Raw genomic sequence first — 24,011 nt, forward strand, 5'->3', positions numbered from 1 at the left:
GTGACCCGGAAGTCATCAAACGCATCATGGCAGACGAGCCGAAATCATAAGCCCCGCGGCCTTCGCCGGATGGATACGAAAAAGAGGCCAGTATGGTGGAAGGGCTGTCACGCGGACATCCAATGGCCGTGAGGCTGCGATCGTCGGCTCTTGCGCGTCTGTGAGTTTCAGCATCGAAGGATCAATTTCTACGACGGCGTGATCGGTGTTCATCTATCTGGCGATCGATCTCCGCCTCGGCCGCAGCGCAACTCTCCGCGAGATCGTCGCGGAACTGCGAGGTGTCCCTCAGGAAGTCAACATAGGTAGCGACAGCGAGATGGGTGGTCCCCTTAGAGCGCAAACGCCGAACCCGCCGTTTCCATCCTGGTATGGGGTCCTTCTTGATCGCCAGGCGGTAGTTGGCGGCGAGCCAGTCAACAAGTTCATGGATGGATCTGCCGGAAAAGCCATTTTCGCGTGCAAACTTGTGACCTTCCGGCGAAAAGGCCAGCCGCCATGTCTGGCAATCGATCGTCGCCTGATCTCGCGTGATCCCCTTCCCCTTGGGATAAACGCCAGTTGAGATGACATCGAGATACACATTGTTCTCGGTGACGATAAAAGCCATGTGGTCGGCGAGCGCACCGATCGTCTTGCCTTTATCGAACTGGCACCGATCCTTCAGCGTTCCGCACGCCTTCTCGAAGTCACCTAGCTCGGCTGGATCGTGCCGGCTGCTATTGAAATACTTCTTTGCCCGTTCTGGGATCACCGTCTTATTGCCGTAGTAAAGACCACGCCCAGGAAATGCCTTCAGAATGTCGCAGGCGACCGAGAAGTAAAAAGGAGCGATGGTCGGCAGGATGGTTTCGTGCTGGAGGCCGACATGGTAAAGCTCGTTTCGGAACTCGTGCATTATTGCAACTGTCCGTGCCTGTTCCTCTGTGACCATCTTCTCGATACGTGCAAACTTTAGCTTCGCGTCGAAAGACTGTCCGACAGCCTCGTCCAACTCCAGCTTATGGGGGTAAGAATCCTCTAAATGGTGCCAGTTCTTGAGGTGAGCATACTTTTCTGTAGCGAGCCTATGGATTGCAAGCTCTACCGCATTGTCGGTCAGCATCAAGGCAAACCGGGCATCATGAACACTGCCCTTGTCGAGATGTTCGAGGGCTAGATCCATCTGATCAAGAAGAGCCGCGTAAAAGCTGAGAGCTGTCATCCTAGGTCAATCTCGTCTGCCGCCTGTCGAGTTCGCTGGACAGAGAAGTGATTCATCTTCGGACTCCTGCCGGCGTCATAGCAATTTAGCGTCAATCACCTGAGGAAATTGGTTGGAGAACGTGCCCTTTAAGAATGATCTTGGTGCAGTCAATCTCGCCTATTATCGGTTCTAAGATCGACAAATCTTCACTCGTGGAGAAAATCACTTGTTGTCCACGACCCTTTGACGTCGCTGCTCTTCGCAACAGCTGCTCGAAGCTGACCTTCGAAGATGATTGCTGACGCGGTTCGTCGAAGACCAAAACACCTGGATGGTTCGTGCTGTAAGAAGCGGCCAGCTCGAGCAGCCCGAGCTGATACGCCCATTTCAATCGTATTGCGTCGCTTGCGGATGTTTCAAAACCGATCTCAAAACCCTCAACTTCAGGGCGATACGTATCCTGGGAGATAGCAAGATCGTCGGGTTCAAAGGTTTTAAATCCAAACTGCCGCGCCTGTGCACGTAGCAATTCAGACAGACGGTTGAGCTTTGCCTTATCGCTGTCGGACAACTCGTCGTCAGGAAGCGCGCTTCTCTGTTGAAGAAGAGTTATGTACTGCTCAGACAGGGCGCTGAAGCTGTTCACCGCATCATCAAAAAGAGACTGCAGTTCGGAAAAATCTCGAATCTTCCGTTCAATCAGAATTCGCTCTTCGATCGCTGAAGCCGAAACGCTCGTCGCCGGTGCTACTAAATCAGCTCTTAGTGTTCTTATTGTCGTGTACGCTTCGCTGAGGTCTCGATTTAGTTGCGAGAGTAATCCTTCACGCGCTCGATTTTCCTCTTCTTCGCGCCTGAGTATGTCTTCAAACATTCTGATTTCAGATTTGATGTAGGAGATATTATCTTCGATTGGCATGATCGATGCGAGCGCATTTTGTGATAGTAAAGTGTCTTGCAATCCTTGTTCGCAGGTGGGGCACCGGTCAGGGCTGAGAGACCATTGAACGCCTGAAAAGCGCTGTAGCTTTTGAACATCCTGGTTCTTCTGAAGATCTTCTCGCAGAGTCTGGATACGCCGTGTCAGGGCGTCAACGTCTGCTAACTTTACCTGCCTCGCGCCGTTTAATGAAAGGCGCTGGATATTGAGGCTCTCCGCGTGGGAGATCATCTCGGCGAGTTTGGCTTCTATGGCGGGGACATTGTCGGACACGACCGGCACTTCGGCTTGGGAAATAGTGTCGAGTTCGGACTTCAGCGATCTAAGATGCTCATCAAGTGGCGTCCAGCCATCTTGTGTTGCTACTGACACGAAAGCTTTCGTGATCGCATTCAAATCAACAATTGGCTTCGTACCAAGTGCCTCAATGCGTGAGGCAGATCTATTCAGCAGCTGGCTGAGGTCATGCCAATTTGTTTCCCATCTGCTGGTAAGAACGTTGATGCGTTGATTTAGCTGTTCACGTTTGCGCTCAATCTCATAGGCCTCAAGCCCCGCGATGAATTCGACCGCTCGTTTGTGGACTTCTCTAATGCGGAAATATGTCGGGATGGCTGCGGGAATGGAGGACCACCCGGACTTTTGCTCCACCCAGAAAAGCGGGAACACGGTTTCGAGATAGAGCTTGATGTCTTCCTTCTCGTAGCCCCGAACTACGGGAAGCTCCCAGCCAAGAAAATTCTCGAGGAAATGATGAAACCCGTCCTCACGTTGAGCAGCACCTGGGTCTCGCACGAAGAACTGCTGGGTCCGATGCTGGCCTTCAGGTTCAGAGAGGCTAGGTCCGAATTGTACTGTTATCAGGCGGTCGTCGAGTTTTGAGACGACAGGGCGATGAACTGTCACTATTGTGCCGACTGAATTTTCCAGTTCAAGCATCACGTCAGATTCAACAACCCGCACGCTCTCGCCACTATCTGTTATAAGATGGCTTGTCATCGCGTGTGGAAGAGGGACCTCTCGGCGAGGACTTAGCATTCGTTCCAAACCAAGAACGTAAATCATCCCTTGAAGGCAGGTTGATTTACCCATGGTGTTGTCGGCCCAAAGAACATTTAGCCCGTCGGTGAAACCGAGTTCAACTCCGTACCAGCCCCGCTCTGTGAGCGCGCGAAGCCTGAGGCGTCTCAATTTAAAAGTCATACAAGATTCTCCGGACGCCAGACCGTTTTCATAAATCCATCAGTTAGTTTTGGCGCCACTTCGGAAAGGAAGGCTCTCTCGGCGTCAAGCACGCCGCTGTCTTTGGCGATTTCCTCAGCCGCTTTGCGACCTTCGTCCGTCAAAACAACCACCGATCCTTTGATAACGCTAACGAGACCCATCGAATGGCTCAGCGCTACCGCGCGGTTTAGCCAAGGCTCGACTCTTACGGATACGTCGAGTGGACGATACCGTCCCGCGATCAATCCTAGTGCCTCCTCGCGACCCTCCTCGAGTCGCACATTATGAGCGAGAAATTGGAGTTTCTGAAAACTCGCCTTTTTCCCTCGACTGTAAAAAACACTTAGGAGCAGTATCGCCATTCCCCAAGCCATCCGCAGGTCGCCGGCGACAGGCTCTGGGCGGACGGTGAACGTGAACCTGGATGTATTAAGGATGTCTAAGAACGGGCTTTCACGGGACATTTGGGAAATCCAATGGGCATTGCATTATCCATTCAGAGATGGTTCCGAACACGAGTTGATCGATGTTCTCAGGTGACAGGTTTGGCGCCGCACCCTTGATTGCTTCCTTGAGGTTCATAATCTCATCGTTCAGGATGCCACTGGCTGTAACTGCAGTGGGGCCGGCAAACTCTAAATGGCGCCTCCGGCTTGCAATCACCGTGGCGAGATTGTCATGTAACTCGGGTGCCTGAGAACGAAGTGCACTCATAAGCGCCGCGCCCTGCAGATGATAACGAGTAGCATCCGCAACCGCATCTTCAAGCTTTTGAGGGGTTGTACGCTTCGCGAGCTTCGTGCGAGCCGTTGACAGCAAATCCTGTGACCCCTCCTCCTTCTCCCAAGAGCTAATCTGCGGATTTGTCGGATTTGGAATGCTGAGTTTGATCAACGATAGTTGCGCCGCATTCAGCGTTAGGGCGTCAGCGCCGAAAAAGGCTTGATCATGAATAAGGACCTCAAAGTCAGTGTCGAGGTAAGGCAGTGCTTTCGATCGGAGCTCTGTCGTCTTGTTCGCGCAGTGTATGTTGACGTCCTTGCTATCGTGTAATGGGCTGAGCAATACCCATCTCTTTATCGGCGCTCCGAGGAAGAGTTTCGATACAATAAGGTAGTTTTTTTGGAGCTTACCCAGATCCTTGGTGATCTTATCTTTTTGCTTCTTCGCGCGTTCAGCGACACCGATCGGCTCTTCTACCGCATAACACTGATATGCGACGCTCTCCTTGTTGCAGTAATAGTCGATACCAAGGTCGCCTTGATCTTTGGCGGGCACCTTGTGAACGTTTAAGACGCCATGCCGACAATTCAGGAGGCCAAGCGCAAATATCTCCCAGTCGTCGGGATTCCAAATAGTTGTCGTTGACGGCAAGACTTCCCCCAGTATTCAGTATAGGTAATCTACATCAAGGACGGTTGCGTGCAATGGAAGATTGTCGGCCTTAAGTAGCATCACTTTGCTTTTTGATCTCATTGGTAAATGTTCGCTCTGCGGCATTTCGCCCAGGCCGATTGGGCGTGTTGAGATGATTCGCTGTCCTAGGCAGCAGGCGCGGTCTTCCGCATCTTCTTTGGGTGATTGAGATTTGTAAGCATGCTTTTACCCCATCGGTCTTAGTCCGCCCTGGGCTGACGACTGACCCAGTACGAAGTGTATTTTGGCCCCTTGGAATCGGGTGGCGACGGGGGCTCGTGAATCAAAACAGGCACCGGCGCGGGAAGGTCTGGCCCGACGATTATGGCTTCTCCAGGTGCGAGAGTTGGGATGAACAGAGCGGCGTTGCGATCAAGATCGCCGCAGGCCTTCTCGACTGCATTGCGATCCTCTTCATTGGTCAAGCGATGCACAACCAGTGTGCCAAGTTGGCTGAGAACATCGGCCGGAATATCGCGAGGGCGTTGTGTGGCAAGGATCGTGGTCAGTCCGTATTTGCGGCCTTCTTTGGCGATAAGCCCAAACGATTCAAGTTTCACGCTGGCGTATTCGTCGCCGATGATTCGGCCTAGGAATTGGTGGTCTTCGTCCAGCAGTGTGATCATCGGCTTGTCGCGAAAGGTGTTCTGCCGGGCGCGGGCTAGGAGAAAGCGCCCGATAACGTTCATAAGGATTTCGCGCGTGTTGTGCTCGAACCGGACGTTTTTGAAGGAAATGCGGAGGATATCCTGGTCTTCGGAGGCGAAAAACGCTTCCAGAACCGCGACTAAGGACTGTCCGCCCTTGCCGAATAGGCATTCAAGTTCAGGGGAATGGATCAGCGTGCGCATGCGCGCGATCAGGCTTTCGCAGTAGCCGACGGCCTGCTCATTGACCTTGCCCCAGTGGGTCGGATTGTCCCAATCCGTCGGCTGGACGCACTCCTGCTGAACCTGGTCGGGAAGGTTTTCAATGTCGAAGTTGCAAAGCGGGCTGTGAATGACGCCGCTGTGCACTTCCAAAGCCTTCAAAAAGGGCCGCCGATCCTTCTGCTTCTTTAGGAGCAGCTTTTTCTCATAGATCGTCACGCCTTCAAGCTGTCCCTCACTTTTCGCGACAAGCTTGAGACTCTTGATCGCTTCGCGGAGCTTAGGCCCCTGGCTTTGCCCTGACGGGCGAAACAAGGCAAACAGGTCGTCTTCGGTCATAAACTGATAAGGGAAATGAACCTGCCGGCTGCCGGCTTCTTCGTGGTCAAATGCATAGTGCGCCGATATGGCGGGGATCTCTGCAAATTCGCCGGTGGGATCAAATAGAATACATTTGCCGCCAGCGGCTTTTATCTGCTGGAGTATGGTGGCCAAGGTCCAGCTCTTGCCACCGCCCGTGGCTCCGAATACACCGCAGTGGCGGCCGAACAGCTTCTCAGGTGGCAAGCGTAAATGCACGCCGCTGCCCGCATCAAGCGTGCCGATGTCCAGCGCGCTCGTCCTGCTTGCCCCTAGTGAATTTGCCATGAGCTCGCCGAACATGTCCGGATCCGCCAGGTAAACCGCGTCGCCGACGCGGGGATGGTGGCGGATGCCTCGCATGAGTTTGCTCTGGCGTTGATTGACTGACGCCAGCAGTTGCACCCTGCCGACCGGGTGAGGATCGGGTTGCGTGCCCAGCGTCGGCTCGACGGTCAATCGCTCGGCGTCGGGCAGTTTGACTTCGACCAGTCGGCCGAGAAGTTTCACGAGCTCGCAATCCACGAAAACGAAGTCGCCGACGGCGCCGCGCGCAAGGGCACGGCGCTCCGGCCGGGCGGTGGCGTAAGGCAAGTTCACTTGCACCGTTGACGCCGTCACGACGGAAATCGTGCCGACATAGCGATCGGGATCAACCAGGCTATGTTTGATCACGACTGTACCCCATCGCCGAAGCCTCTCGCGGCCTGCATACGGTCAAGATGGCGTTCGCGTTCGGTTTGCGCAACGAGATCAGGGATGGCTAGCGCCAAATCCTCAAAGCGGCCGCTGAGCAGTGTGATACGCTGATCGCCAATCCGCGCCAAGTTTTTGAACCTTTCGAAATAGTCGCCGATATGCTCGCGCACCGGGCTTTCCCCGGCGATGGTATGATCGCCTTTCTCCAAGACATCGTCTCTGAGAAAGGCCACGTCACACACGATCAGCTTGAGGCTCATATTGGCCTCCAGTGCCGCCATCACTGGCTTGCTCAGGTGGTCGTCGTTGAAGCCGAAGCCTGAGACGATCAGGGCGGTATCCGGCTCGCGCAGCGAGCTTTGAAACGCGCCCATCATATCAAGATAAGGAGGCTCAAACGCTTCCTGGTATTTGCTGTCGCGCGGAAAGATCAGGAGAGGCGTTTCCGAGCCTTCTGTCCGCACGATATCGGCACCGCTTCGCTTCCAGTCGATCGAGCCGTGGAGTTTGTAGAGATGGAAGACGTTCTCGATATAGTCAGGCCCCTCCTTGGCATTCTCGCGGCGGACGATGTCGTGCGAGAAATGGCCGCGATCATAGATTTGCGGCATGGAATGGGAAAAGCCATCGATGATGGAGAAGCGCTGTGTTCGCGCGGCGTATTCAAAACACAAATCGTAGTTGGTCGTGAAAAATCTGGCGCGCGGCTTCCGCACGCCGCGCCGCGCGATCTTACGGATGATCGTGCCGTGCGCCTTGAGGTCCGTATCCTTGTTGACGAAGCTGACGCGCTTGGAGATCGCCTCCTCGGCGGTTCCAATGAAGTTCGTGATTTTGGCGCTCTGGGCGTTGTCGAAGAGCTCGACATAGATTTTGCATTGGGTCAGCAATTTCTCAATGTTCTTGCCAATGTCCTTGGCTTTGGGGATGAGCTTGATCACTTCCTGGAATGTGTCGTCGGTGGCTGCGGTTTTGACCGCATCCCAAAGGTCGCCCATGCCGGGCGCGGTGAGAGCGTTCTGTGCGGTATTTCGTGCGCAGAATGATGCGCCGGCCCCGGTCAGCACCATCAAGTTCGAGGCATTCATAGCGACGCTCAACGCAAGATCTATATCGCGGTTGGCGCCGAAACTGGTAGTTTTGCCATCACCGTCAACTTGATCGGCGAACTCGACCCAGCCCTTGGCTGGGTTGAACAGCCGCAGATTATCGGCAGATGCCGGTAAATCCTTCCAGTATCCCAATGAATATCCCCCCATTTGCGATCTCGGTACGATCGCGCTATGCCCTTAATCGGAGCATGGCTGCAAACTACACCTCAAAATAAACTGTGTAAGCGTGCGGTGATAGATATTTGAAGGTTCGCGAGGCGAAAGACGCTGTTATTTTTGCATGATCATTACGCAGACTTGGAGAGCGAGGTCATGCCGAGACAGCGGATGCTGAGTGCGAATGCACTCGATTGCCGTGGCGACAAGCTGTTCGCCGGCTTGTTTACCAAGAATGGAAGCCCGTAGGCGAACATTGGGATTGCCCAGGAATTTCAGAGAGATGAGATTTTGGAACTTTCGCGGGTGGCGGGTTCGATTCCGCTCAAGAGCACATTGGTCTTGCCCCCTAGTTGGCATTTCTTCACCGAGGAGCAGCGACGCTGTCTGCGCTTTCGATTTTATTAAATGGGAAGTAAATGATGCTCGAGCTTTTCCCAGCTCTCATCCAGCGCATAGGTCGATGAAAGATAAGGTATGCCGATATGACCGAAATATACCGAGAGCTGCCGTTCGGCACTTTCCTCGTTCCAGCCGGCGATACCGCGGCTATAGATCGCCGAAACGATCCCGCTGCGGTCAGCGCCAGCCTTACAATGGATGAGTATGGGCTTCGGCGCATTTCTCATGATGGCTATCAACTGATCCGCGACCTCGCCCGTCACAGGATCGGACGAGGACATCTTGAAATCGATATGCTGCACGCCGAGGGCCTTTGCCGTGGCGACTTCATCCCGATACCACCGCGCGCTATCGGCGCCTCGAAGATTGATGATCGTCTTTATGCCGTGATCGGCAACGTATTTTTCCAGCTGCTTAGGCGTTGGCTGGGCAGATCGGTAGAACTCACCCGCGATGACTGTGTGAAAGTTTCCGGTGAGCTGGAGAAACCCGAGATAGCCGCCGCCCGCGACGGCGCAGATCGCGAGAACAGCGGCTGCTCTTTTCAGAACTTTTTTGCCGATGGCTTTTCGGTAGATGGTCATGGTTCGCGAGGCCTCCGGGCAGTTTTGACCTGGAGCCGCCACTGGATGCGTCTTCGGCGTGTGACGACTGCTGCCGCACGTATCGGAAACTAGGCTGACATTGACCTGAAGGAACGTCATGGCCGCCGTGGCGTGGAAGAGAGGACGAGTTTGAGAATCCTGCTTGTTGAAGACAGCCGGCTCATCGGAGAGGCGGTCAAGGACCATATCGCAACGACGCCCCATGCCGTGGATTGGGTCTTGCGCCTTGAGGATGCCGACGCCGCGGTCGGCTCCGTCGACTATGGACTTATCCTGCTGGATTTGCAGCTTCCTGATGGAGACGGAATCTCTTTCCTCAAGCGCATTCGGCGAAACCGCATGACCGTGCCTGTCATCATCCTGACAGCGCGGGACCAGGTCACCGACCGGATCGAGGGGCTGAACGCCGGAGCCGACGACTATCTCGTCAAGCCGTTCGATCTTGGTGAACTGGAGGCGAGGGTGGCGGCGGTTTCGCGGCGATACGACGGCCGGCCGCAGCCGATTCTACAATTCGGCGATATGGAGGTCGACCGGCCGCATCATGCGCTCACCGTCGCTGGAGATACGGTTCTCCTGACCCGTCGCGAATGGGCCGTTCTGGATCTCCTCGTGGCGCGACCGGGCATCATTGTTCCGAAAGGGCAGATCGAGGAGGCGCTTTACGAATTCGGCGCGGAAATCGAAAGCAACACGGTGGAGGTCTATGTCAGCCGCCTGCGCAAGAAAGTCGGCAAGGAAAGGATCAGGACCATCCGGGGCATCGGCTATCTTCTGGAGGAAAAATGAAACGCGAACGCAGCCTTGCCCGCTACCTGATGCTTTCGCTGACGGGCGCGCTCATTGCCTTCTGGCTGATCGCGATCGCCATCAGCATCCAGGTGATGCGGGAAGAATATGACGAGGTCTTCGATAGCGCCTTGCAGGAAACGAGCGAAAGACTGCTGTCGCTCGTCGCTGCCGATCTGCAACTGCGCGCCGGCGCCGGTCATGGCCTTTCCATCGATTTCAACGCCGCCAAGCAGGGTGAATATCTGACCTATCAGGCCAGAAGCATGGACGGTAATATCATTCTGAGATCCCATGATGCGCCGGAGACACCGTTCGATGCGCCGCTTTCAGTGGGCTTCCACGATACGGAGCGCCATCGCATCTATACCGCCGTGGCAGATGACTTCACCTTGTTCGTTCAGGTTGCCGACCGCTTCAGCCACAGACGGGAGGCCGTGCGCGAAAGCGCGGTCACGATGCTGATCCCGCTGCTCCTGCTCGTGCCGGGCAGCTACATCACGATCTGGCTGATCGTCGGCCGTGCGACGAAGCCCATAGGCACATTGCGCGGCGCCATTGCCACCAAAGATGGCGGCAACCTCGCTCCCATCAAAGATGCCGATCTGCCGAAGGAACTGAAGCCGATCGTGCGATCGGTCAATCTCCTCCTCGGACGTTTGCGGGCGGCCTTGGATGTGGAACGAGAATTCACGGCCAACAGCGCGCACGAATTGCGAACGCCGATTGCCGGGGCGCTCGCACATAGTCAGGTGCTCATCCGCGAGCTTCCCGATGGACCGGCGCGCAACCGGGCGCGGACACTCGAGAGCGCGCTTTCGGCGCTCGGACGACTTGCGGAAAAACTGCTTCAACTTTCCCGCGCCGATTCCGGCATCGGCACAAAGGATAGCGAGGTCGATCTTCTCGGCGTTCTCGACCTGATCGTGCGTGACTTCGAGCGAAGCGGCAATGCCAGAGGCCAGATAGAGTATGATGACACCTCCGGCGGAGCGTTGACGCGCGCGGTGGATGCGGACGCCTTCGCCATCGTCATACGCAACATCATCGAGAATGCGCTGATCCACCGCGAACCCGGCACGCCGGTCGAAATCTCGGTAGATGACAACGGTGTGATTCGCATCGTGAACGAGTGCCCCGTCATTCCGCCCGCAGAGATCGTGGATATCAAAAAACGCTTCCATAGAGGAAAGACGGAGGCTTCCGGGTCGGGTCTCGGCCTTCCCATCGCCGAGCGTATCGTCGCGCAGATGGGCGGCACCCTCCTATTGCGCTCGCCCGCTACCGGCAGAACCTCCGGTTTCGAGGCAAGGATCACCCTTTAGGCCTGCGCTCGTCCTCAAGCCTGTCGAGGCGCAGACGATGACGCTCGTCGCTTAGGCGGAACACGGTGAAGTAGACCGCGAAAATGGCGCTCGCCGTCCCGCTCGCCGCAAGAAGCAACATCAGGAACACCTGGTAGGTGGCGGCATTCAGCGGATCCTGCCCGGCGAGAATTTGCCCGCTCATGATTCCGGGCATGGTGATGATGCCGGCGCCGACCATCTGGTTCATCACCGGAATGATGCCGGCATTCACGGCCCGGCGCATCAGCGGCGACAACGCGCTAAAGCGGGATCCACCCAGCGCAAGCTGGGCCTCGATGGCGTCGCGCTCGTTGCCGATGTTCGAAAGGAGGGCATTGAGTGCGATGCTGGCGGAGTTCATTGCCGTTCCAAGAATAATGCCGCCGATCGGAATAGCGTGGGCTGGTTCCAGCCAGTTGTCCGCGCCGAGCACGGTCACCAGCGCAAAAGCGGAGACAAAGATCGTGGACATCGATACAGCCGCGCCGTTGATCAAATGTCGCCATCCGCCCTGCAACCGGCGTGGCTGCCGCGCGCCGACCTCGTGTGCCGCCGCCGTCAGCATGGCCAGGAAGATCAGGACGGTCAGAGCGGCGGAGTCCTGCCGGAAGACGAGGCGCAGCAGCGACCCGACGAGCAGGAGCTGCACGACCATTCGGATCGAGGCCCAGACCATACCCTTGTGAAAACCGAGGGAAAGAAAAAGAGAGAGACCGGCGCTGGTCAGCATGAGCGCCACCGCCGTGACCAGGTCGACGGGTGTCAGGGCGATGACCATCAGCGCGCCCTCATCCTCAGCATGCCGTCGGAGAGCCTTTCGGCCTGGGCGCTGTCATGGGTGACGACGAGCAGTCCGCAGCCGGACCGTTTTCTGTCTGCAAGAACCGCCTCCACCTTGAGAGCAGTTTCGTGGTCGAGCGCGGATGTCGGTTCGTCCAGAAGCAGGAAGTCCGGCTGTAGCGAGAGAGCCCGCACAAGCGCCATTCGCTGGCGTTCGCCTGTGGAAAGATGAGACGGCGATGCGTCGAGCTTGTCGCGGCCGACAGCGAAAGCGTCGATGAGGACGAGCGTATTGTCATCGACCGAAAAATGATCCCTGACTCGGCCAGCCCACCATCCGGAATTGGAGGCAACGTACATTACCCTGCGCCGCCATTCGGGAGCGGGGAGATCGCCCTGCTTTATCGGCCCCAACGAAATGACACCATCATGCGGATCCAGATCTGCGATTTTCCTGAGAAGGGTCGTCTTGCCGACACCTGATGGCCCGGTCAGCACCAGGCACGAGTGGGCCGCCAGTTCGAATTCCATGGCATCAACAGTGGATGTTGGAGGAAAGCTGCCTTTCAGGCTTGGTTTCGTCATCACCTGACCTCGCACTTGTGAGGACGTCCCTGTTGCGGAGGGCGCGAGCCGAGCAGAAACCGCAAAGCTGCACGCAGGTCGCTGTTGAGACGCAGAAAATCCTCCGTCAGCTAGTTGGTTCGATTAATTGCGTCTAGGGACAACTTTGCAACGGAAGCATGACGCTGGCTGGTTTGGCCTGTTCAGGTCATTGTCAGGCTGAGCCTTATTCAGGCCTCCATGCTGAATAATCTCTACAAATGGGTTCTTTCCCTCGCCAATCGGCCCACCGCGCCAGCCTGGCTGGCGTTCATTGCGTTCGTGGAGAGTTCGATATTTCTCGTGCCGGCGGATGCGCTGCTGCTGCCGATGTTACTTGCACGACCGGAGCGCAGCTATCGATATGCATTGATTGCCACTGTAGCGTCCGTTGCCGGCGGCATCGCGGGTTGGGCACTGGGCTATTTTGCCTATGATGCGATCGCCAAGCCCATTCTGGGCTTCTATGGAAAGCTGGCAGAATTCGAGCATCTGAAGGCGTCTGTCAACGGCTGGTGGATCATGCTGATGATGACGACGTCGGGTATCGCCCATCTCCCGCCGATCAAGCTGGTTACTATCCTGTCGGGTGTCGTCCATCTCAGCCTGCCGATTTTCATCGCGCTGGCGACCGTGACGCGCGGTGCTCGATTTTTTCTGCTCGCCTATCTTTTGCGCCGCTTCGGTGAACGGGTCGGGCTGTTCATAGAAAGGCGCCTGAATCAAATAGCCGTGCTCGTTCTCGTAATGGCGATATTTGTCTTCCTCGTTAGCCGCTGTACAATCCGATAGGCCCGGGGCGTATATATCCGTCAGCCCCCTGCACCTTACAATGGTTCCGCTTCAAACGCTCCAATTCGTTGCTCCAGGGCGTTTTGCCGCCCCGGAGCAACGTGCTATTTCGAGCCTTCGCAATCCTAAGCTCCCGAGGGATTATCAAGCGCCGAAATGAGGCCTTGCAGCGTCTTTCTGGCTTCCTCTGCATTGGGCTTGTTCGCGCGTAACGAAGCGATAGCTGCGTCGGCAGCATCGTCCACGACGCTCCATTCAGCGTGGCTGAGCGGCCACATCGTCGGCTGAGCAGTGTCCCATGCCGTCTCGAAGTCGGTGATGCGTATTTCAGCCCCGGCGAGGTCGCCCTTCTCGACCAGCTTGAGTGCATCCTGGGTGATTGCCTTGAAGCGGGAAAGGTCGCCGAGCGCACTCTGCGTCGCAGCGTAGGCGCAGGGTGAGACGATCGCTGGGGCGAGGGCTGGTAGCAGGGCCATCAGCCCAGCGGCAAAAAGCTGTCTTTTCAAGATGATCTCCTTCTCTAGCGCATGGAAAGCGCAACCGGAGCTTTGAACACTGAATTTACCGGCACATGGCTCTGATCATACCGTTTTGTAAGGTCGTGTTTGATCTGGCGTGACGCGCCAGCGGCGCATGCCAGTGCCAGACACCGATCAGGCTGGTTGCGGCTTTGCGCGCGGGGCTTCCAGCCGGTTCTTCAGGTTCATGTCAGAAATCAAAGGCATCTGCGACGAAAAGGCGGGTCTGCCAGCAGGGCGGCGCTGTCTTCTCGTTGAAGAACTCGCCCAAACGGGCGCGGGGCGCCTGCATCCTTATCGGATCGTGACGCTGCCGGAAATATCATGGAAATTCTCGAATGAACAATGCGCGCGGCTTCTTCCGGCCCCGGATCGGCAGTATCACCCTTAGCGTTCTGGTGTCGGTATATCTGGTCGCCCTGACCAACCGGACCTTCTGGTCGAAGATCCATACGTATCTTGCGGACTACCCGGCGGCGATCTGGACACTTTATCTGGCGATGGGCGTCCTGTTCGTCGCCTTCCTTACGGCATTCTCGGTGAAATATGTTGCAAAGCCGTTCTTCGTCCTGCTGATCGTCGCGGCGGCGATCGGTTCGTGGTTCACGGATACGTTCGGGGTCATCATCGACAGCGATATGGTCCGCAACGCATTTCAGACGACGCCGGCCGAGGCACAGCATCTCATCACCCCCGGCTTCATCGTTCATATGTTCGTCTTCGCCATGCTACCTGTCGCCCTACTACTGTGGGTGCGTGTCGATCATCGGCCCATCTTTCAGACGGTGGCACGCAATACCGCAGTCGTGCTTGCTTGCCTTGTCGTCTTCGCGGGGAGCGGCTTTGCCTTTTCCAAACCCTATGTCACGGCAATCCGCCAGCACAAGGATATCGTCAAGAGCCTGAATCCGGTCACGCCGCTGGCGGGGACGATCAAGTTCCTGATGCAGGCAACCGAAGATGCGAATGTGGTGGTGCAGCCACTGGGAATGGATGCGAAGATCGTCAGAACATCAGCGGGAACAGGCAAGCCGCGGGTGACGATTATTGTGGCGGGGGAGACGGCGCGGGCGGCGAACTTCTCGCTCGGCGGATACGGCCGCATGACGAACCCGGAACTGGCGCAGCAAGATATCGTCTATTTCCCCAACACGACCAGTTGCGGAACCGCGACTGCTACCTCGATCCCATGCATGTTCTCCATGTTCACCCGCTCGGAGTACTCCCATCGAAAAGGCCTCGAAAACGAGAACCTGGTCGATGTGCTCGCGCATGCCGGCGTCAATGTCGAATGGTGGGAAAACAACACCGGAAGCAAGGGCGTCGCCGACCGCATTCCTCATACGGACTTCGTAAAAATCGACGACCCGCAATTTTGCACGAACGGCGAATGCCGGGACGACATCTTTTTCGACCGCCTCGACGCCTGGCTGGACGGGGTGAAGAAGGACAGCGTTCTCGTGCTTCACACCATGGGCAGCCACGGCCCGACCTATCATCTTCGCTATCCGGAGGCGTTCCGCCGCTTTACGCCCGACTGCCAGACCGCTGAACTCGGTGATTGCACGGACGCGGAGATCGTCAACGCCTACGACAACTCGATCCTCTTTACCGACCATGTACTTTCCACCGTCATCGACAAACTCAAGGCGCGATCGAGCAAGTTCGAAACGGGGATGATCTACATGTCGGACCACGGTGAATCGCTGGGCGAGCACGGCCTCTACCTGCACGGGACACCCTACATCCTGGCACCTGAATTCCAGACGCATATTCCGTTCATCGTCTGGATGGACGCGGCTTTTGCCAACTCGATGAAGATGGATCGCGCATGCCTGAACCAAAAGGCTGCGCAGGATTACTCCCATGACAATATGTTCCACAGCGTTCTCGACATGATGAATATCCAGACGAACGTCTACAATCCCGCTCTCGATGTGTTTGCCGCCTGCAAGACGGGGGCATCGTCATGACGATTGCGCCCGAAAACCGGAAACTGACCGGGTTTGCCCATTTCTTCGCTGCCGCCGGCTACTCGGCCGGGGGCTTCGCACGGGCCTGGAAAGAGGCAGCCTTTCGCCAGGAGATCGGGGCGGGTGTTGTTCTGGCTGCGATCTATATGGCCGTCGGCGTCGATATGAGCACCGCATTGGCGGCGCTGATCCTCTTCCTCGTTCTGATTGCATTCGAGGCGATCAACACCGCGATCGAAGATATCGTCGACCGGATATCCCCGGAAGTGTCGCTCACTGCCAAGCACGCCAAGGATCTCGGCTCCTTCGCAGTGCTTTGCCTCCTTGTCGCGAACGGCGCATTGCTCGCCCGCGTTCTCTATTCTGCGGTCGTCGGCTGATCGGAGGGCGGATGAAGGACCGGTGTCTGCGATTGTGGAATTGGCTTCCCGGCAGCGGGAGCATATCGCCATGAGGTGTCTTCTCGTGGAGGACAACAAGGTACTGGGTGACGCCCTTCGAGATCATCTCAACTCTCTGGGTCATAGTGCGGACTGGTGTCTTACGCTCTGCGATGCGACCGCCGCTGTCGGAGCCGGCGCGTTCGATCTGGTGCTCCTCGATCTCAATCTGCCTGACGGAAACGGGCTTTCCCTTCTGAAACGGTTACGTACGGCGAATGATGCGACACCTGTGATCGTCCTGACGGCCTACGACCAAATGTCAGACCGGATGAACGCGATCAGCTCGGGTGCCACCGATTTCCTGGTGAAGCCTTTCAATCTTTCGGCTCTCACTAATGCCATCAGCGCGATCCAGCACTAGCGAGGCCATCATTCGCTTCGTTGTCGCCAGGCTTAGAGTCTTGACGATCACTTACTGTCCAGTCGTTTCCGGTTGAAGGTACAGGCATATGGAGAAGCATCAGTATGGCAGCTATCGTCGGGTCTGGGCTCGTCTCAAGCGCTTCGAACCGGCGAGCCTCGGCTTGTTTGGCATTCTTGCGGGCGGGGCCTTCCTCTTCCAATATCTGGTCGGGGAAGTACTGGAGGGCGAGCCGCTGAAATTCGATGCCGGAATCCTGCTTGCGTTCAGGCAACAGGATGATCCCGCTATTCCGATCGGACCGTCTTGGTTGCTTCACGCTGCCGACGATATTACCAGCCTTGGCGGCGTGACCGTTCTGAGCATGCTGACGATCCTGGTCACGCTCTATTTCGTGGTGGCTCGAAAGAGGGGGCTGGCGCTCTACATCGCCCTTTGTATCGGCGGCGGCTGGCTGGTCAGTACGCTTCTCAAAATCGCAATTGGCCGACCCAGACCGGATATCGTTCCGCATCTTGTCAAGGTTTCGGATCTCAGCTTTCCGAGCGGCCACGCGATGCTTTCGGCCATTACCTATCTAACGCTGGGCGCGCTGTTGGCAAAGGGCCGGCATCGCTCGGAACGCGTCTATGTCATGGGATGCGCGATCCTTCTTACGGTTACGATCGGTATCAGCCGTGTCTATCTGGGCGTGCACTACCCCTCGGACGTCATTGGGGGATGGTGTGCCGGAACGATCTGGGCGCTGTTTTGCTGGCTCGTCGCCAACCGTTTGCCGCACGATAGCTGCCGGACGAATCAAGAGGGTGTGTGACGAGCCGAAGATGGGTGGAGCTGAAGTTTGGTCCTCGGTGCTAAAGCAAGCTGAGGCAAATCATGGTTAGAATGCCGACACCAAGCATCATTGCAACGACCGCCAGATTCCCTCGGATCTGCCACACCGGGGTGAGGGGAGTGACCCTGAACCAGAAGAGGACGGCTGACGGGATCACCGTGAACAAGGCCAACTTCAAAATGACGGCAAAACCGGGCGAGGTCCAGTCCGGTAGGGCGGCATCAGCTAAGGCACCTCGGCTGGCAAGGAGGTTTATCATGGCCGAAACAATAAGGCATGGGATGACAATTGCTTTGGCCGCTTTCTGCCATATCGCCGCAAAACAGACGCCGGCGCAAATAGAAAACATCAGCAAAAACGAGATGAATGCGGGCATTGCCGCGGTCGATGACGCCAGGCGTGGCCAGGCACTGCAAAACTGAAAGAAAATGCAAAGGGAAGCCGCAAGAATCAACAGCGGACTGTTAATCGTCGGTCTTCTCCAAACTGACAACTTTGGTTGCGTTCTGCTGTCCAGCGAATGGCGTTGCATCCCGCCACCTCATCATCGACCAGGAATCTTCCGTTCGACACTCGTTGGGGAAGCTGACGTTAACCTGAAAGATTACCCTCTCGCCCGAATGGGCAGCGATGTGGTCAGGGCGCGAAGCTGAGCGTAATTCGTGTTCCGGGCAGGTTGTCATTGACATTGACGGTCGCGCCATGGAGGTCGGCAATCGCGCGCACGAGGCTGAGCCCGAGACCGTTTCCGGGTGTGGTGCGGCTCTTGTCAAGCCGGTAGAGCCGGCGGAAAATGTTTTCGCGCTCATTTTCCGGAATGCCTGGCCCGTCATCGGCAACGAAGAGTGACCAGCATTCTCCGCTTCGTTCAAGACCGACGCTGATCGCCGTGCCGGGCGGGCAGTGGGTAATCGCGTTCTCGATCAGATTCACGAGCATTTGGGTCAGAAGGTCCTTGTCTCCCTGAATCTCAACGGCGTCGATACGTTCCGTCCTTAGAGACTGCCCGTTGTCGTCCGCGACATCGGCGTAAGTCTCGGCGATGCCGTAAACCAACTGGTCGAGCGCGACAGGCAGAAAATGCCGCTTGCGGGCGCCCGCCTCGATCTGTGCGATGCGCAGCAGCGCGTCAAACGTCGTATTGATCTGGTCGCATTCGGCAAGAGCCTCCTCCAGCAGCGACCGCATGGCTTCGTCATTCAGGCTGCGCGTGGCTGCTTCGTCCACGAGCAGCTTGAGACGATTGAGCGGTGTCTTGAGATCGTGGGCAATATCGGTGCTGACCTGGCGCATGCTTTCGACCAGGGTGGAAAGCCGTTCGAGCGCCTGGTTGATGTGGCCGGCAATTTCATCGACGTCGTCCCCGGATCCCTTGAGCGGTATTCGCACATCCAGTTGTCCCCGCGAAACGGCGGCCATGCTTGCGGCGACGACGTCGAGGCGGTCCTGCGCGCTTCGGGCGAGGTAGGCGCCGGTGGCGAAGGCGAGCAGTGCAGCCAGCGCGCTTGACCAGCCGAAGCTAACCAGCACGATCTGCGCCAGATCCTCCATCTCCTTGAAACTTTCGCCGACGACGAGCCGGTTTCCGCCGACGTCGCCGCTGAGGATGCGAAACTGCTCGTCGCCGGCAAGACCAAGCTGCAATGCGGAGACCGTCTCGAAGCCCTCGCGGGGCGGTGCATGCTTGAGGTTCCCCGACAGAATCTTTCCGGACCGGTCGAGCAGCGCGAAGACGCGCGAGCCGTCGGCATTGAGCCGGACGAAACTGTCCATCGTCCCGACCAGATCCTCGATATCGTCCGAGGCATAGGTTGCTTCGATCACAGAATAGGTTTCCCGCACGGCGACATCCAGTTCCTCGCGCAGTTCGCGCCGCAGCAGTTCGAAGCTGACGAGCCAGACGGCGAGCGAGGTGAAGACGAACAGCAAGCCGTAGGTCAGCGCGAACCGGATGGGGGTGCTGCGCAGCAGCTTAGCGCGGGGCATGCAGGGAATACCCGGTACTGCGGACGGTATGAAGCAACGGTACGTCGAAGGGGCGGTCGATCTTGGCGCGCAATCGGCTGATATGTGTTTCGACGACGCTGGTTTTGGGGTCGAAGTGGTAATCCCAGACGCTTTCGAGCAGCATGGTGCGCGTCAGCACGCGTCCCTCGGCCCGCATGAGGGCTTCCAGCAGCGTGAATTCGCGCGGCTGAAGATCGATATTCTGGCCGGCTCTCGTCACGAGTCTCCTGACCAGATCCATTTCCAGGTCTGCCACGCGCAGGACCGTGCGCTGTTCCTGAACCGGCGGCCTGCGGGCGAGGGCATTGATACGCGCCAGCAATTCCGAAAAAGCGAAAGGTTTGATGAGATAGTCGTCTGCCCCCGCCTCCAGTCCCTCGACCCGATCACCGACCCCGCCGATCGCCGTCAACAGGAGCACGGGGGTGCGCACGCGTGCCGCACGCGCCGCCTTCACGATGGAAAGGCCATCGAGATGCGGAAGCATTCGATCGACGACCAGGATATCGTAGCTGCCCTGCGTGGCCTGGAAGAGGCCGTCACGACCGTCAGCCACGACCTCGCATTGATGGCCGGCTTCATTCAGGCCCTTGGCGATATAGTCGGAGGTTTTTCTGTCGTCTTCGATAACGAGAATTCGCATATCACATTCCATATGGGCCGCGACTTCGCGCTCTGGAAAAATGAGCCAACGGCGCGCCGTTGCGTTAACTTGTGGAATGCATGTCCGCTTGTAAAGGTGAGATAGCTGACATTCGCGGAACCTTACGAAACTGTATGGTTCCCACAAAGCGTACGTATTCCTGTTGGCCTAGAACTCTTCCCTGCCGGGTCACTCCCGGTCCTGCGGGGGGCAGGTTGCCCCGTTCTAACCAGTTGGAGACAATCCCATGAAAGTTCGCGCATCGACCACGCTCGCTTCGATGATTCTTGTCGGCCTCGTTGCCGTCTCGCTTCCGGCCCGCGCCGCCGTGCCTTGCGAAGAAATGCTCAAGGACATGCGGGCCGCAAAAGCGACGGCAACCCTCAACGACGCCGACAAGGCGAAGGTCGACGAACTGGAGGCCAAGGCGGTAGAGCGTTGCAATGCCGACGACGACGCCCGTTCCGACGCATTCCTCACCGAAGCGATGAAAATCATGGGCAAGTGATTGCCTGAACACGGAAGGATAGCCGTCATGTCACACGCCATCACCCCATCCGGCTCCGGGCTGAACCGTGTTCCGCGCGTTACCGCCGACTTCTGGCTGATCAAGCTCATGGCCGTTACCATGGGTGAGACCGCCGCCGACTATCTCGCCGTCAACCTCGGGCTGGGATTGACGACCACGTCACTACTCATGGCCGCGGTTCTGGTGGCGGTGATGGCGCTGCAACTCGCGCAGAAGCGCTATGTGCCCTGGACCTATTGGTCCGCCGTCGTGCTGGTCAGCGTTGTCGGCACGCTCATCACCGACAATCTGGTCGACAATTTCGGCGTGGCGCTGCAAACGACGGCTATCGTCTTCAGCGTGATGCTGGCGGCAACCTTTGTCTGGTGGTACAGGTCGGAAGGCACGCTGTCGATCCATGCCGTAACCACGAACCGGCGGGAAGCGTTCTACTGGCTGGCGATCCTGCTGACGTTCGCGCTGGGCACTGCCGTCGGAGATCTCGTCGCCGAAGTGTTCGGCCTCGGATATCTGACGACCGGCGTCATCTTCGGCGCCATCATAGCGGCCATTGCAGGGGCCTATTACGCGCTGCGCCTCGATGGAATCCTCACATTCTGGCTGGTCTACATTCTTACCCGGCCGCTGGGCGCATCCTTCGGCGATCTCCTTTCGCAGCCGACCGAGTATGGTGGAATGGGTCTGGGCACGATTTACACCAGCCTCGTCTTCCTGGCGGTGATCGTGGCGACTGTCTCCTACATGTCCTTCACCTACAGGCCAGAGGTGGTTCAGGCCGAACATGTGAGCTAAGTCGCTTCACCATCGCGATCCCTTGAGAGCCAATATCAACCACCCCGCGATTTCCACACGCGGGGTGGCTTTTGATGAATAGAGCGATTTTGTCGTTATTTCATGGCATTATTGGTGGTTCATGCAGTGTCTTATGAAATGGACCATGGCCTGTGAGAGATCAATCCTCACTTCGAGATTACCGCTTGAAAATAGCACAAACGACGATGGCCCCGGAACGGTTGTTCCGGGGCCATCGTCTTTGAGAGCTCGGCGATATTACTCGCTATCTTCGCCGTCGGCATGTTCACCCTTGTCATGGGTATCGGCGGTGGTAGCAGCTTCGCCGGTGAGGCCGTTGACCGCGATCGTCTGACTTCCATTCGCGGTCATCAGTTCCACTTCGTAAGTGGGCTGGTTCTGCTCGGGATCGAGCGCGGCATTGACGGCTTTGCCGCCGAACGCCTTCTCCGCCGCGGCGATCGCGTCGGAGAGGCTGACCTTTGCCGTTTCGAGGCTGGCGTACTCCTTGCTGTCGTCCTGGCCGGCAGCCAAGGCTCCCGTAGCGCTCGCGCCACCCAGCGTCAGGGCAACGAGAACCGCTGAAAGCGCCGTATATTTTCTCATGACTTATCTCCTTGTTACATTACGGCCCGCCGTGCGAACCGCAATGCAAGATGGGTGTCTATATTGTCCGGCACTTTGAGCACGGCTTACGGTTTCGTAAGTTTGTTTCAAGCTATGCTGATCAACGTGCAATGTGGGATCGGCATTTTAGGGCTTTTTCCAAGACATCCTTCGCTTCATCCGACAGTTGCCAACATGGAGATTTTTGAAGGAGACAGCGGGTTTCGGGCGGGCCGTCTTGAGGTGATCAACACAGGACGACGGCGTCGATTTACGGAAGATGAGAAGCTGCGGTCGTGCAGGAAGCCATGTGCGAAGAGGCCGTGCGTCGGCCACAGCCCGTTAGTAGCATCAGCCGATCCCTGTGAGACCGTTGGCGCAAATCGTTCAACAGGGTTTGCATGGCCAAGAAACAAACCGACGGTTTTGTGCCAGCGTTTATCATTCCGGAGACTTTTGTGCCCGTGAAGCTGGTCACGCCACCTGCTGCGATTGAGCATCTGGTATCCGTTGAATATACTGATGCGCCATTTGGTAACTTCGCCCGGTTCACTGACTGGAACGGTGCGGGGGCAACCGTCACGGACCGCCAACGACCAGTGCGAGCGCCGGATCCTGCATCGACGAGATCCCGGAGACTCGACCGCGCAGATAATCCGGCGTGTTCGTCTGCAACAATGCGCCGGGCGGGCTTGACGACCGTGTTGCTGAAGCCCGCAATCGCGAACAGCATCAGTATCATGACCAAGATACTCGACAGGCGCGCGGTTCCAACAACGCCTTACCGCCCGATTATCAGGACAACGGAGATTAAGCTGTACCCTGCAAATCAGCGCAAATCGGTTGAAGCGGCGCCAACCGTCCTGATTCAGACCGAGGGACAGAATAGTGGCCATAGATAAATTGCGAGAAATGCGCAGATCAAAATCGTCTTTTCATGTCGAAGGACGACGCCAAGCCTTTGAAGCAAATGCGTGGCTCGCCTCCGTCATCGAAAATTCCAATGATGCCATTGTCACCAAGACGCTCGAAGGCATCATTATGACATGGAACCGCGGTGCCGAACGTCTGTTCGGATACAGCGCCGCCGACGTCGTTGGCAAACCTATCACGATTCTCATTCCCGACGATCGTCTTTCGGAAGAGGACGAAATCCTTTCCCGATTGAGAGCAGGCGACCGTATTGACCACTTCGAAACGGTGCGGCGGCGAAAGGACGGCGAACCTGTGCAGATCTCCGTGACGATCTCTCCAGTGAGAGACGAGGCTGGAAGGATTCTTGGCGCCTCCAAGATCGCCCGGGACATCGGCGCCCAACAGAGTGCGCACGCGAGGCAATTGCTCCTCTTGCGGGAGATGAACCACCGCATCAAGAACCTCTTCACGTTGATCGCAGGCCTCGTCAGGCTGAGTTCGCGCGCTACAAAGGGTGGCGAGGCTTTGGCAAACGAACTAACTGGTCGCCTACAGGCATTGGCGCGAGCGCACGAACTAACTTTGCCCTATCTGAGCGGCGAGGCTGACGTGGCGAATTCTACAGACGTCAGAACGCTGCTTACATCAATCCTCTTGCCGCATGATGACGAAATCGAGAAGCGCATCTCTGTCACCGGTGTGCATCTACCGCTTTGCGGAAACGCTCTCACCTCAGTCGCATTGCTTTTCCACGAACTGGCAACCAATGCCGCCAAATACGGCGCGCTGTCAAACGACACCGGGAAGTTGAAAGTGAGCATCTGCGAGCGAGATAGCCAGCTTCATATTCTCTGGATTGAAACCACCGACACACTCTCGCCCCCGGTGGATCGGCGGGAGGGGTTTGGATCGACACTTGAACGGGCAGCTTTGCAGGGGATTGATGGAAGCTTGACTAGAGAATGGCTAAACGACGGGCTCAAGATTACCTTCAGCGCACCACTTCGCTCGCTTGTTGTGTAAATGCAACTACGATCTCGTGGGTTGTGACGTGCGGGTGAAATCGCGAACACTAGCACTACTTTGGCAGATTGAGGCAAGGTTGATTTG

At 57.0% G+C, this 24,011-nt stretch carries 25 protein-coding genes; 12 read left to right on the forward strand and 13 right to left on the reverse strand.

Annotation, left to right across the window (positions count from 1 at the left end; genetic code table 11):
• Positions 1-181: 181 nt before the first annotated feature.
• The 7 genes from P7F60_RS28380 to P7F60_RS28410 form a co-directional block, all read right to left on the reverse strand.
• Positions 182-1,204 (reverse strand): hypothetical protein, encoded by a 1,023-nt coding sequence (locus P7F60_RS28380; protein WP_277920918.1) that lies wholly within the window; start codon positions 1,202-1,204, stop codon positions 182-184.
• A 91-nt stretch (positions 1,205-1,295) separates the two neighbouring features.
• Positions 1,296-3,329: a hypothetical protein gene (locus P7F60_RS28385; RefSeq protein ID WP_277920919.1), complete on the reverse strand. Its 2,034-nt coding sequence runs from the start codon at positions 3,327-3,329 to the stop codon at positions 1,296-1,298.
• Positions 3,326-3,712, reverse strand: a complete 387-nt coding sequence (locus tag P7F60_RS28390; protein ID WP_277920920.1) for a hypothetical protein — start codon at positions 3,710-3,712, stop codon at positions 3,326-3,328. Before P7F60_RS28390 ends, P7F60_RS28385 begins: the two co-directional genes overlap by 4 nt.
• A 91-nt stretch (positions 3,713-3,803) precedes the next feature.
• Positions 3,804-4,724 (reverse strand): hypothetical protein, encoded by a 921-nt coding sequence (locus tag P7F60_RS28395; protein WP_277920921.1) that lies wholly within the window; start codon positions 4,722-4,724, stop codon positions 3,804-3,806.
• Positions 4,725-4,966: 242 nt separating this feature from the next.
• On the reverse strand, positions 4,967-6,670 hold the full coding sequence (locus P7F60_RS28400; protein ID WP_277920922.1) for an ATP-binding protein: 1,704 nt from the start codon (positions 6,668-6,670) through the stop codon (positions 4,967-4,969).
• On the reverse strand, positions 6,667-7,953 hold the full coding sequence (locus tag P7F60_RS28405) for an SIR2 family protein (protein WP_277920923.1): 1,287 nt from the start codon (positions 7,951-7,953) through the stop codon (positions 6,667-6,669). The genes P7F60_RS28400 and P7F60_RS28405 overlap by 4 nt, the downstream gene beginning before the upstream one ends.
• A gap of 413 nt (positions 7,954-8,366) precedes the next feature.
• On the reverse strand, positions 8,367-8,948 hold the full coding sequence (locus P7F60_RS28410; RefSeq protein WP_277920924.1) for a dual specificity protein phosphatase family protein: 582 nt from the start codon (positions 8,946-8,948) through the stop codon (positions 8,367-8,369).
• A 150-nt stretch (positions 8,949-9,098) separates the two neighbouring features.
• Between P7F60_RS28410 and P7F60_RS28415 the strand changes: the two genes are divergently transcribed.
• Both P7F60_RS28415 and P7F60_RS28420 read left to right on the forward strand, forming a co-directional pair.
• On the forward strand, positions 9,099-9,758 hold the full coding sequence (locus tag P7F60_RS28415; protein WP_277920925.1) for a response regulator: 660 nt from the start codon (positions 9,099-9,101) through the stop codon (positions 9,756-9,758).
• On the forward strand, positions 9,755-11,083 hold the full coding sequence (locus tag P7F60_RS28420) for an ATP-binding protein (RefSeq protein ID WP_234189916.1): 1,329 nt from the start codon (positions 9,755-9,757) through the stop codon (positions 11,081-11,083). The genes P7F60_RS28415 and P7F60_RS28420 overlap by 4 nt, the downstream gene beginning before the upstream one ends.
• On the opposite strand, the gene fetB is transcribed toward P7F60_RS28420, so the two are convergent.
• Together fetB and P7F60_RS28430 are read right to left on the reverse strand one after the other, a co-directional pair.
• A complete protein-coding gene (gene fetB, locus P7F60_RS28425) occupies positions 11,073-11,882 on the reverse strand; it encodes an iron export ABC transporter permease subunit FetB (protein WP_234189917.1) in 810 nt (269 codons plus the stop codon). The genes P7F60_RS28420 and fetB overlap by 11 nt on opposite strands.
• Positions 11,882-12,469 carry an ABC transporter ATP-binding protein gene (locus P7F60_RS28430; protein WP_277920926.1) on the reverse strand — a complete coding sequence of 196 codons (588 nt, stop codon included), beginning with the start codon at positions 12,467-12,469 and terminating at the stop codon, positions 11,882-11,884. The genes fetB and P7F60_RS28430 overlap by 1 nt, the downstream gene beginning before the upstream one ends.
• Positions 12,470-12,688: 219 nt before the next feature.
• On the opposite strand from P7F60_RS28430, the gene P7F60_RS28435 reads away from it, so the two are divergent.
• A complete protein-coding gene (locus P7F60_RS28435) occupies positions 12,689-13,279 on the forward strand; it encodes a YqaA family protein (RefSeq protein ID WP_277920927.1) in 591 nt (196 codons plus the stop codon).
• Between the two features lie 125 nt (positions 13,280-13,404).
• Here the strand turns inward: P7F60_RS28435 and P7F60_RS28440 are convergent, their stop codons facing one another.
• Positions 13,405-13,785, reverse strand: coding sequence for a hypothetical protein (locus tag P7F60_RS28440; RefSeq protein ID WP_277920928.1), 381 nt, complete (start codon positions 13,783-13,785; stop codon positions 13,405-13,407).
• Between the two features lie 350 nt (positions 13,786-14,135).
• Here P7F60_RS28440 and P7F60_RS28445 point away from each other — a divergent pair, with 350 nt between their 5' ends.
• From P7F60_RS28445 to P7F60_RS28465, 5 genes are all read left to right on the forward strand, one after another.
• The gene (locus P7F60_RS28445; protein WP_234189921.1) at positions 14,136-15,770 is read left to right on the forward strand and encodes a phosphoethanolamine--lipid A transferase; all 1,635 of its coding nucleotides are present in this window, start codon (positions 14,136-14,138) and stop codon (positions 15,768-15,770) included.
• On the forward strand, positions 15,767-16,150 hold the full coding sequence (locus P7F60_RS28450; RefSeq protein ID WP_234189922.1) for a diacylglycerol kinase: 384 nt from the start codon (positions 15,767-15,769) through the stop codon (positions 16,148-16,150). The genes P7F60_RS28445 and P7F60_RS28450 overlap by 4 nt, the downstream gene beginning before the upstream one ends.
• 85 nt (positions 16,151-16,235) lie before the next feature.
• Positions 16,236-16,574, forward strand: a complete 339-nt coding sequence (locus P7F60_RS28455; protein WP_234189923.1) for a response regulator — start codon at positions 16,236-16,238, stop codon at positions 16,572-16,574.
• Between the two features lie 88 nt (positions 16,575-16,662).
• Positions 16,663-17,388 (forward strand): phosphatase PAP2 family protein, encoded by a 726-nt coding sequence (locus P7F60_RS28460; RefSeq protein ID WP_234189924.1) that lies wholly within the window; start codon positions 16,663-16,665, stop codon positions 17,386-17,388.
• A gap of 140 nt (positions 17,389-17,528) precedes the next feature.
• Positions 17,529-17,831: a hypothetical protein gene (locus tag P7F60_RS28465; RefSeq protein ID WP_277920929.1), complete on the forward strand. Its 303-nt coding sequence runs from the start codon at positions 17,529-17,531 to the stop codon at positions 17,829-17,831.
• Positions 17,832-18,045: 214 nt separating this feature from the next.
• On the opposite strand, the gene P7F60_RS28470 is transcribed toward P7F60_RS28465, so the two are convergent.
• Both P7F60_RS28470 and P7F60_RS28475 read right to left on the reverse strand, forming a co-directional pair.
• Positions 18,046-19,395, reverse strand: coding sequence for a HAMP domain-containing sensor histidine kinase (locus tag P7F60_RS28470; RefSeq protein WP_234189926.1), 1,350 nt, complete (start codon positions 19,393-19,395; stop codon positions 18,046-18,048).
• A complete protein-coding gene (locus P7F60_RS28475; RefSeq protein WP_234189943.1) occupies positions 19,382-20,059 on the reverse strand; it encodes a winged helix-turn-helix domain-containing protein in 678 nt (225 codons plus the stop codon). Before P7F60_RS28475 ends, P7F60_RS28470 begins: the two co-directional genes overlap by 14 nt.
• A gap of 247 nt (positions 20,060-20,306) precedes the next feature.
• On the opposite strand from P7F60_RS28475, the gene P7F60_RS28480 reads away from it, so the two are divergent.
• Together P7F60_RS28480 and P7F60_RS28485 are read left to right on the forward strand one after the other, a co-directional pair.
• Complete coding sequence (locus P7F60_RS28480) at positions 20,307-20,567, forward strand: hypothetical protein (RefSeq protein WP_277920930.1); 261 nt, start codon at positions 20,307-20,309, stop codon at positions 20,565-20,567.
• A 27-nt stretch (positions 20,568-20,594) separates the two neighbouring features.
• Positions 20,595-21,380 carry a hypothetical protein gene (locus P7F60_RS28485; protein ID WP_277920931.1) on the forward strand — a complete coding sequence of 262 codons (786 nt, stop codon included), beginning with the start codon at positions 20,595-20,597 and terminating at the stop codon, positions 21,378-21,380.
• A 258-nt stretch (positions 21,381-21,638) separates the two neighbouring features.
• Here the strand turns inward: P7F60_RS28485 and P7F60_RS28490 are convergent, their stop codons facing one another.
• The gene (locus tag P7F60_RS28490; protein WP_234189929.1) at positions 21,639-21,986 is read right to left on the reverse strand and encodes a PepSY domain-containing protein; all 348 of its coding nucleotides are present in this window, start codon (positions 21,984-21,986) and stop codon (positions 21,639-21,641) included.
• A 401-nt stretch (positions 21,987-22,387) separates the two neighbouring features.
• Here P7F60_RS28490 and P7F60_RS28495 point away from each other — a divergent pair, with 401 nt between their 5' ends.
• Together P7F60_RS28495 and P7F60_RS28500 are read left to right on the forward strand one after the other, a co-directional pair.
• Positions 22,388-22,888 carry a hypothetical protein gene (locus P7F60_RS28495; RefSeq protein ID WP_277920932.1) on the forward strand — a complete coding sequence of 167 codons (501 nt, stop codon included), beginning with the start codon at positions 22,388-22,390 and terminating at the stop codon, positions 22,886-22,888.
• A complete protein-coding gene (locus P7F60_RS28500) occupies positions 22,875-23,924 on the forward strand; it encodes a PAS domain S-box protein (RefSeq protein WP_277920933.1) in 1,050 nt (349 codons plus the stop codon). The genes P7F60_RS28495 and P7F60_RS28500 overlap by 14 nt, the downstream gene beginning before the upstream one ends.
• The last annotated feature ends 87 nt before the right edge of the window (positions 23,925-24,011 follow it).

It is taken from the genome of Rhizobium sp. YJ-22 (assembly GCF_029601685.1).
Taxonomy (GTDB): domain Bacteria; phylum Pseudomonadota; class Alphaproteobacteria; order Rhizobiales; family Rhizobiaceae; genus Metarhizobium.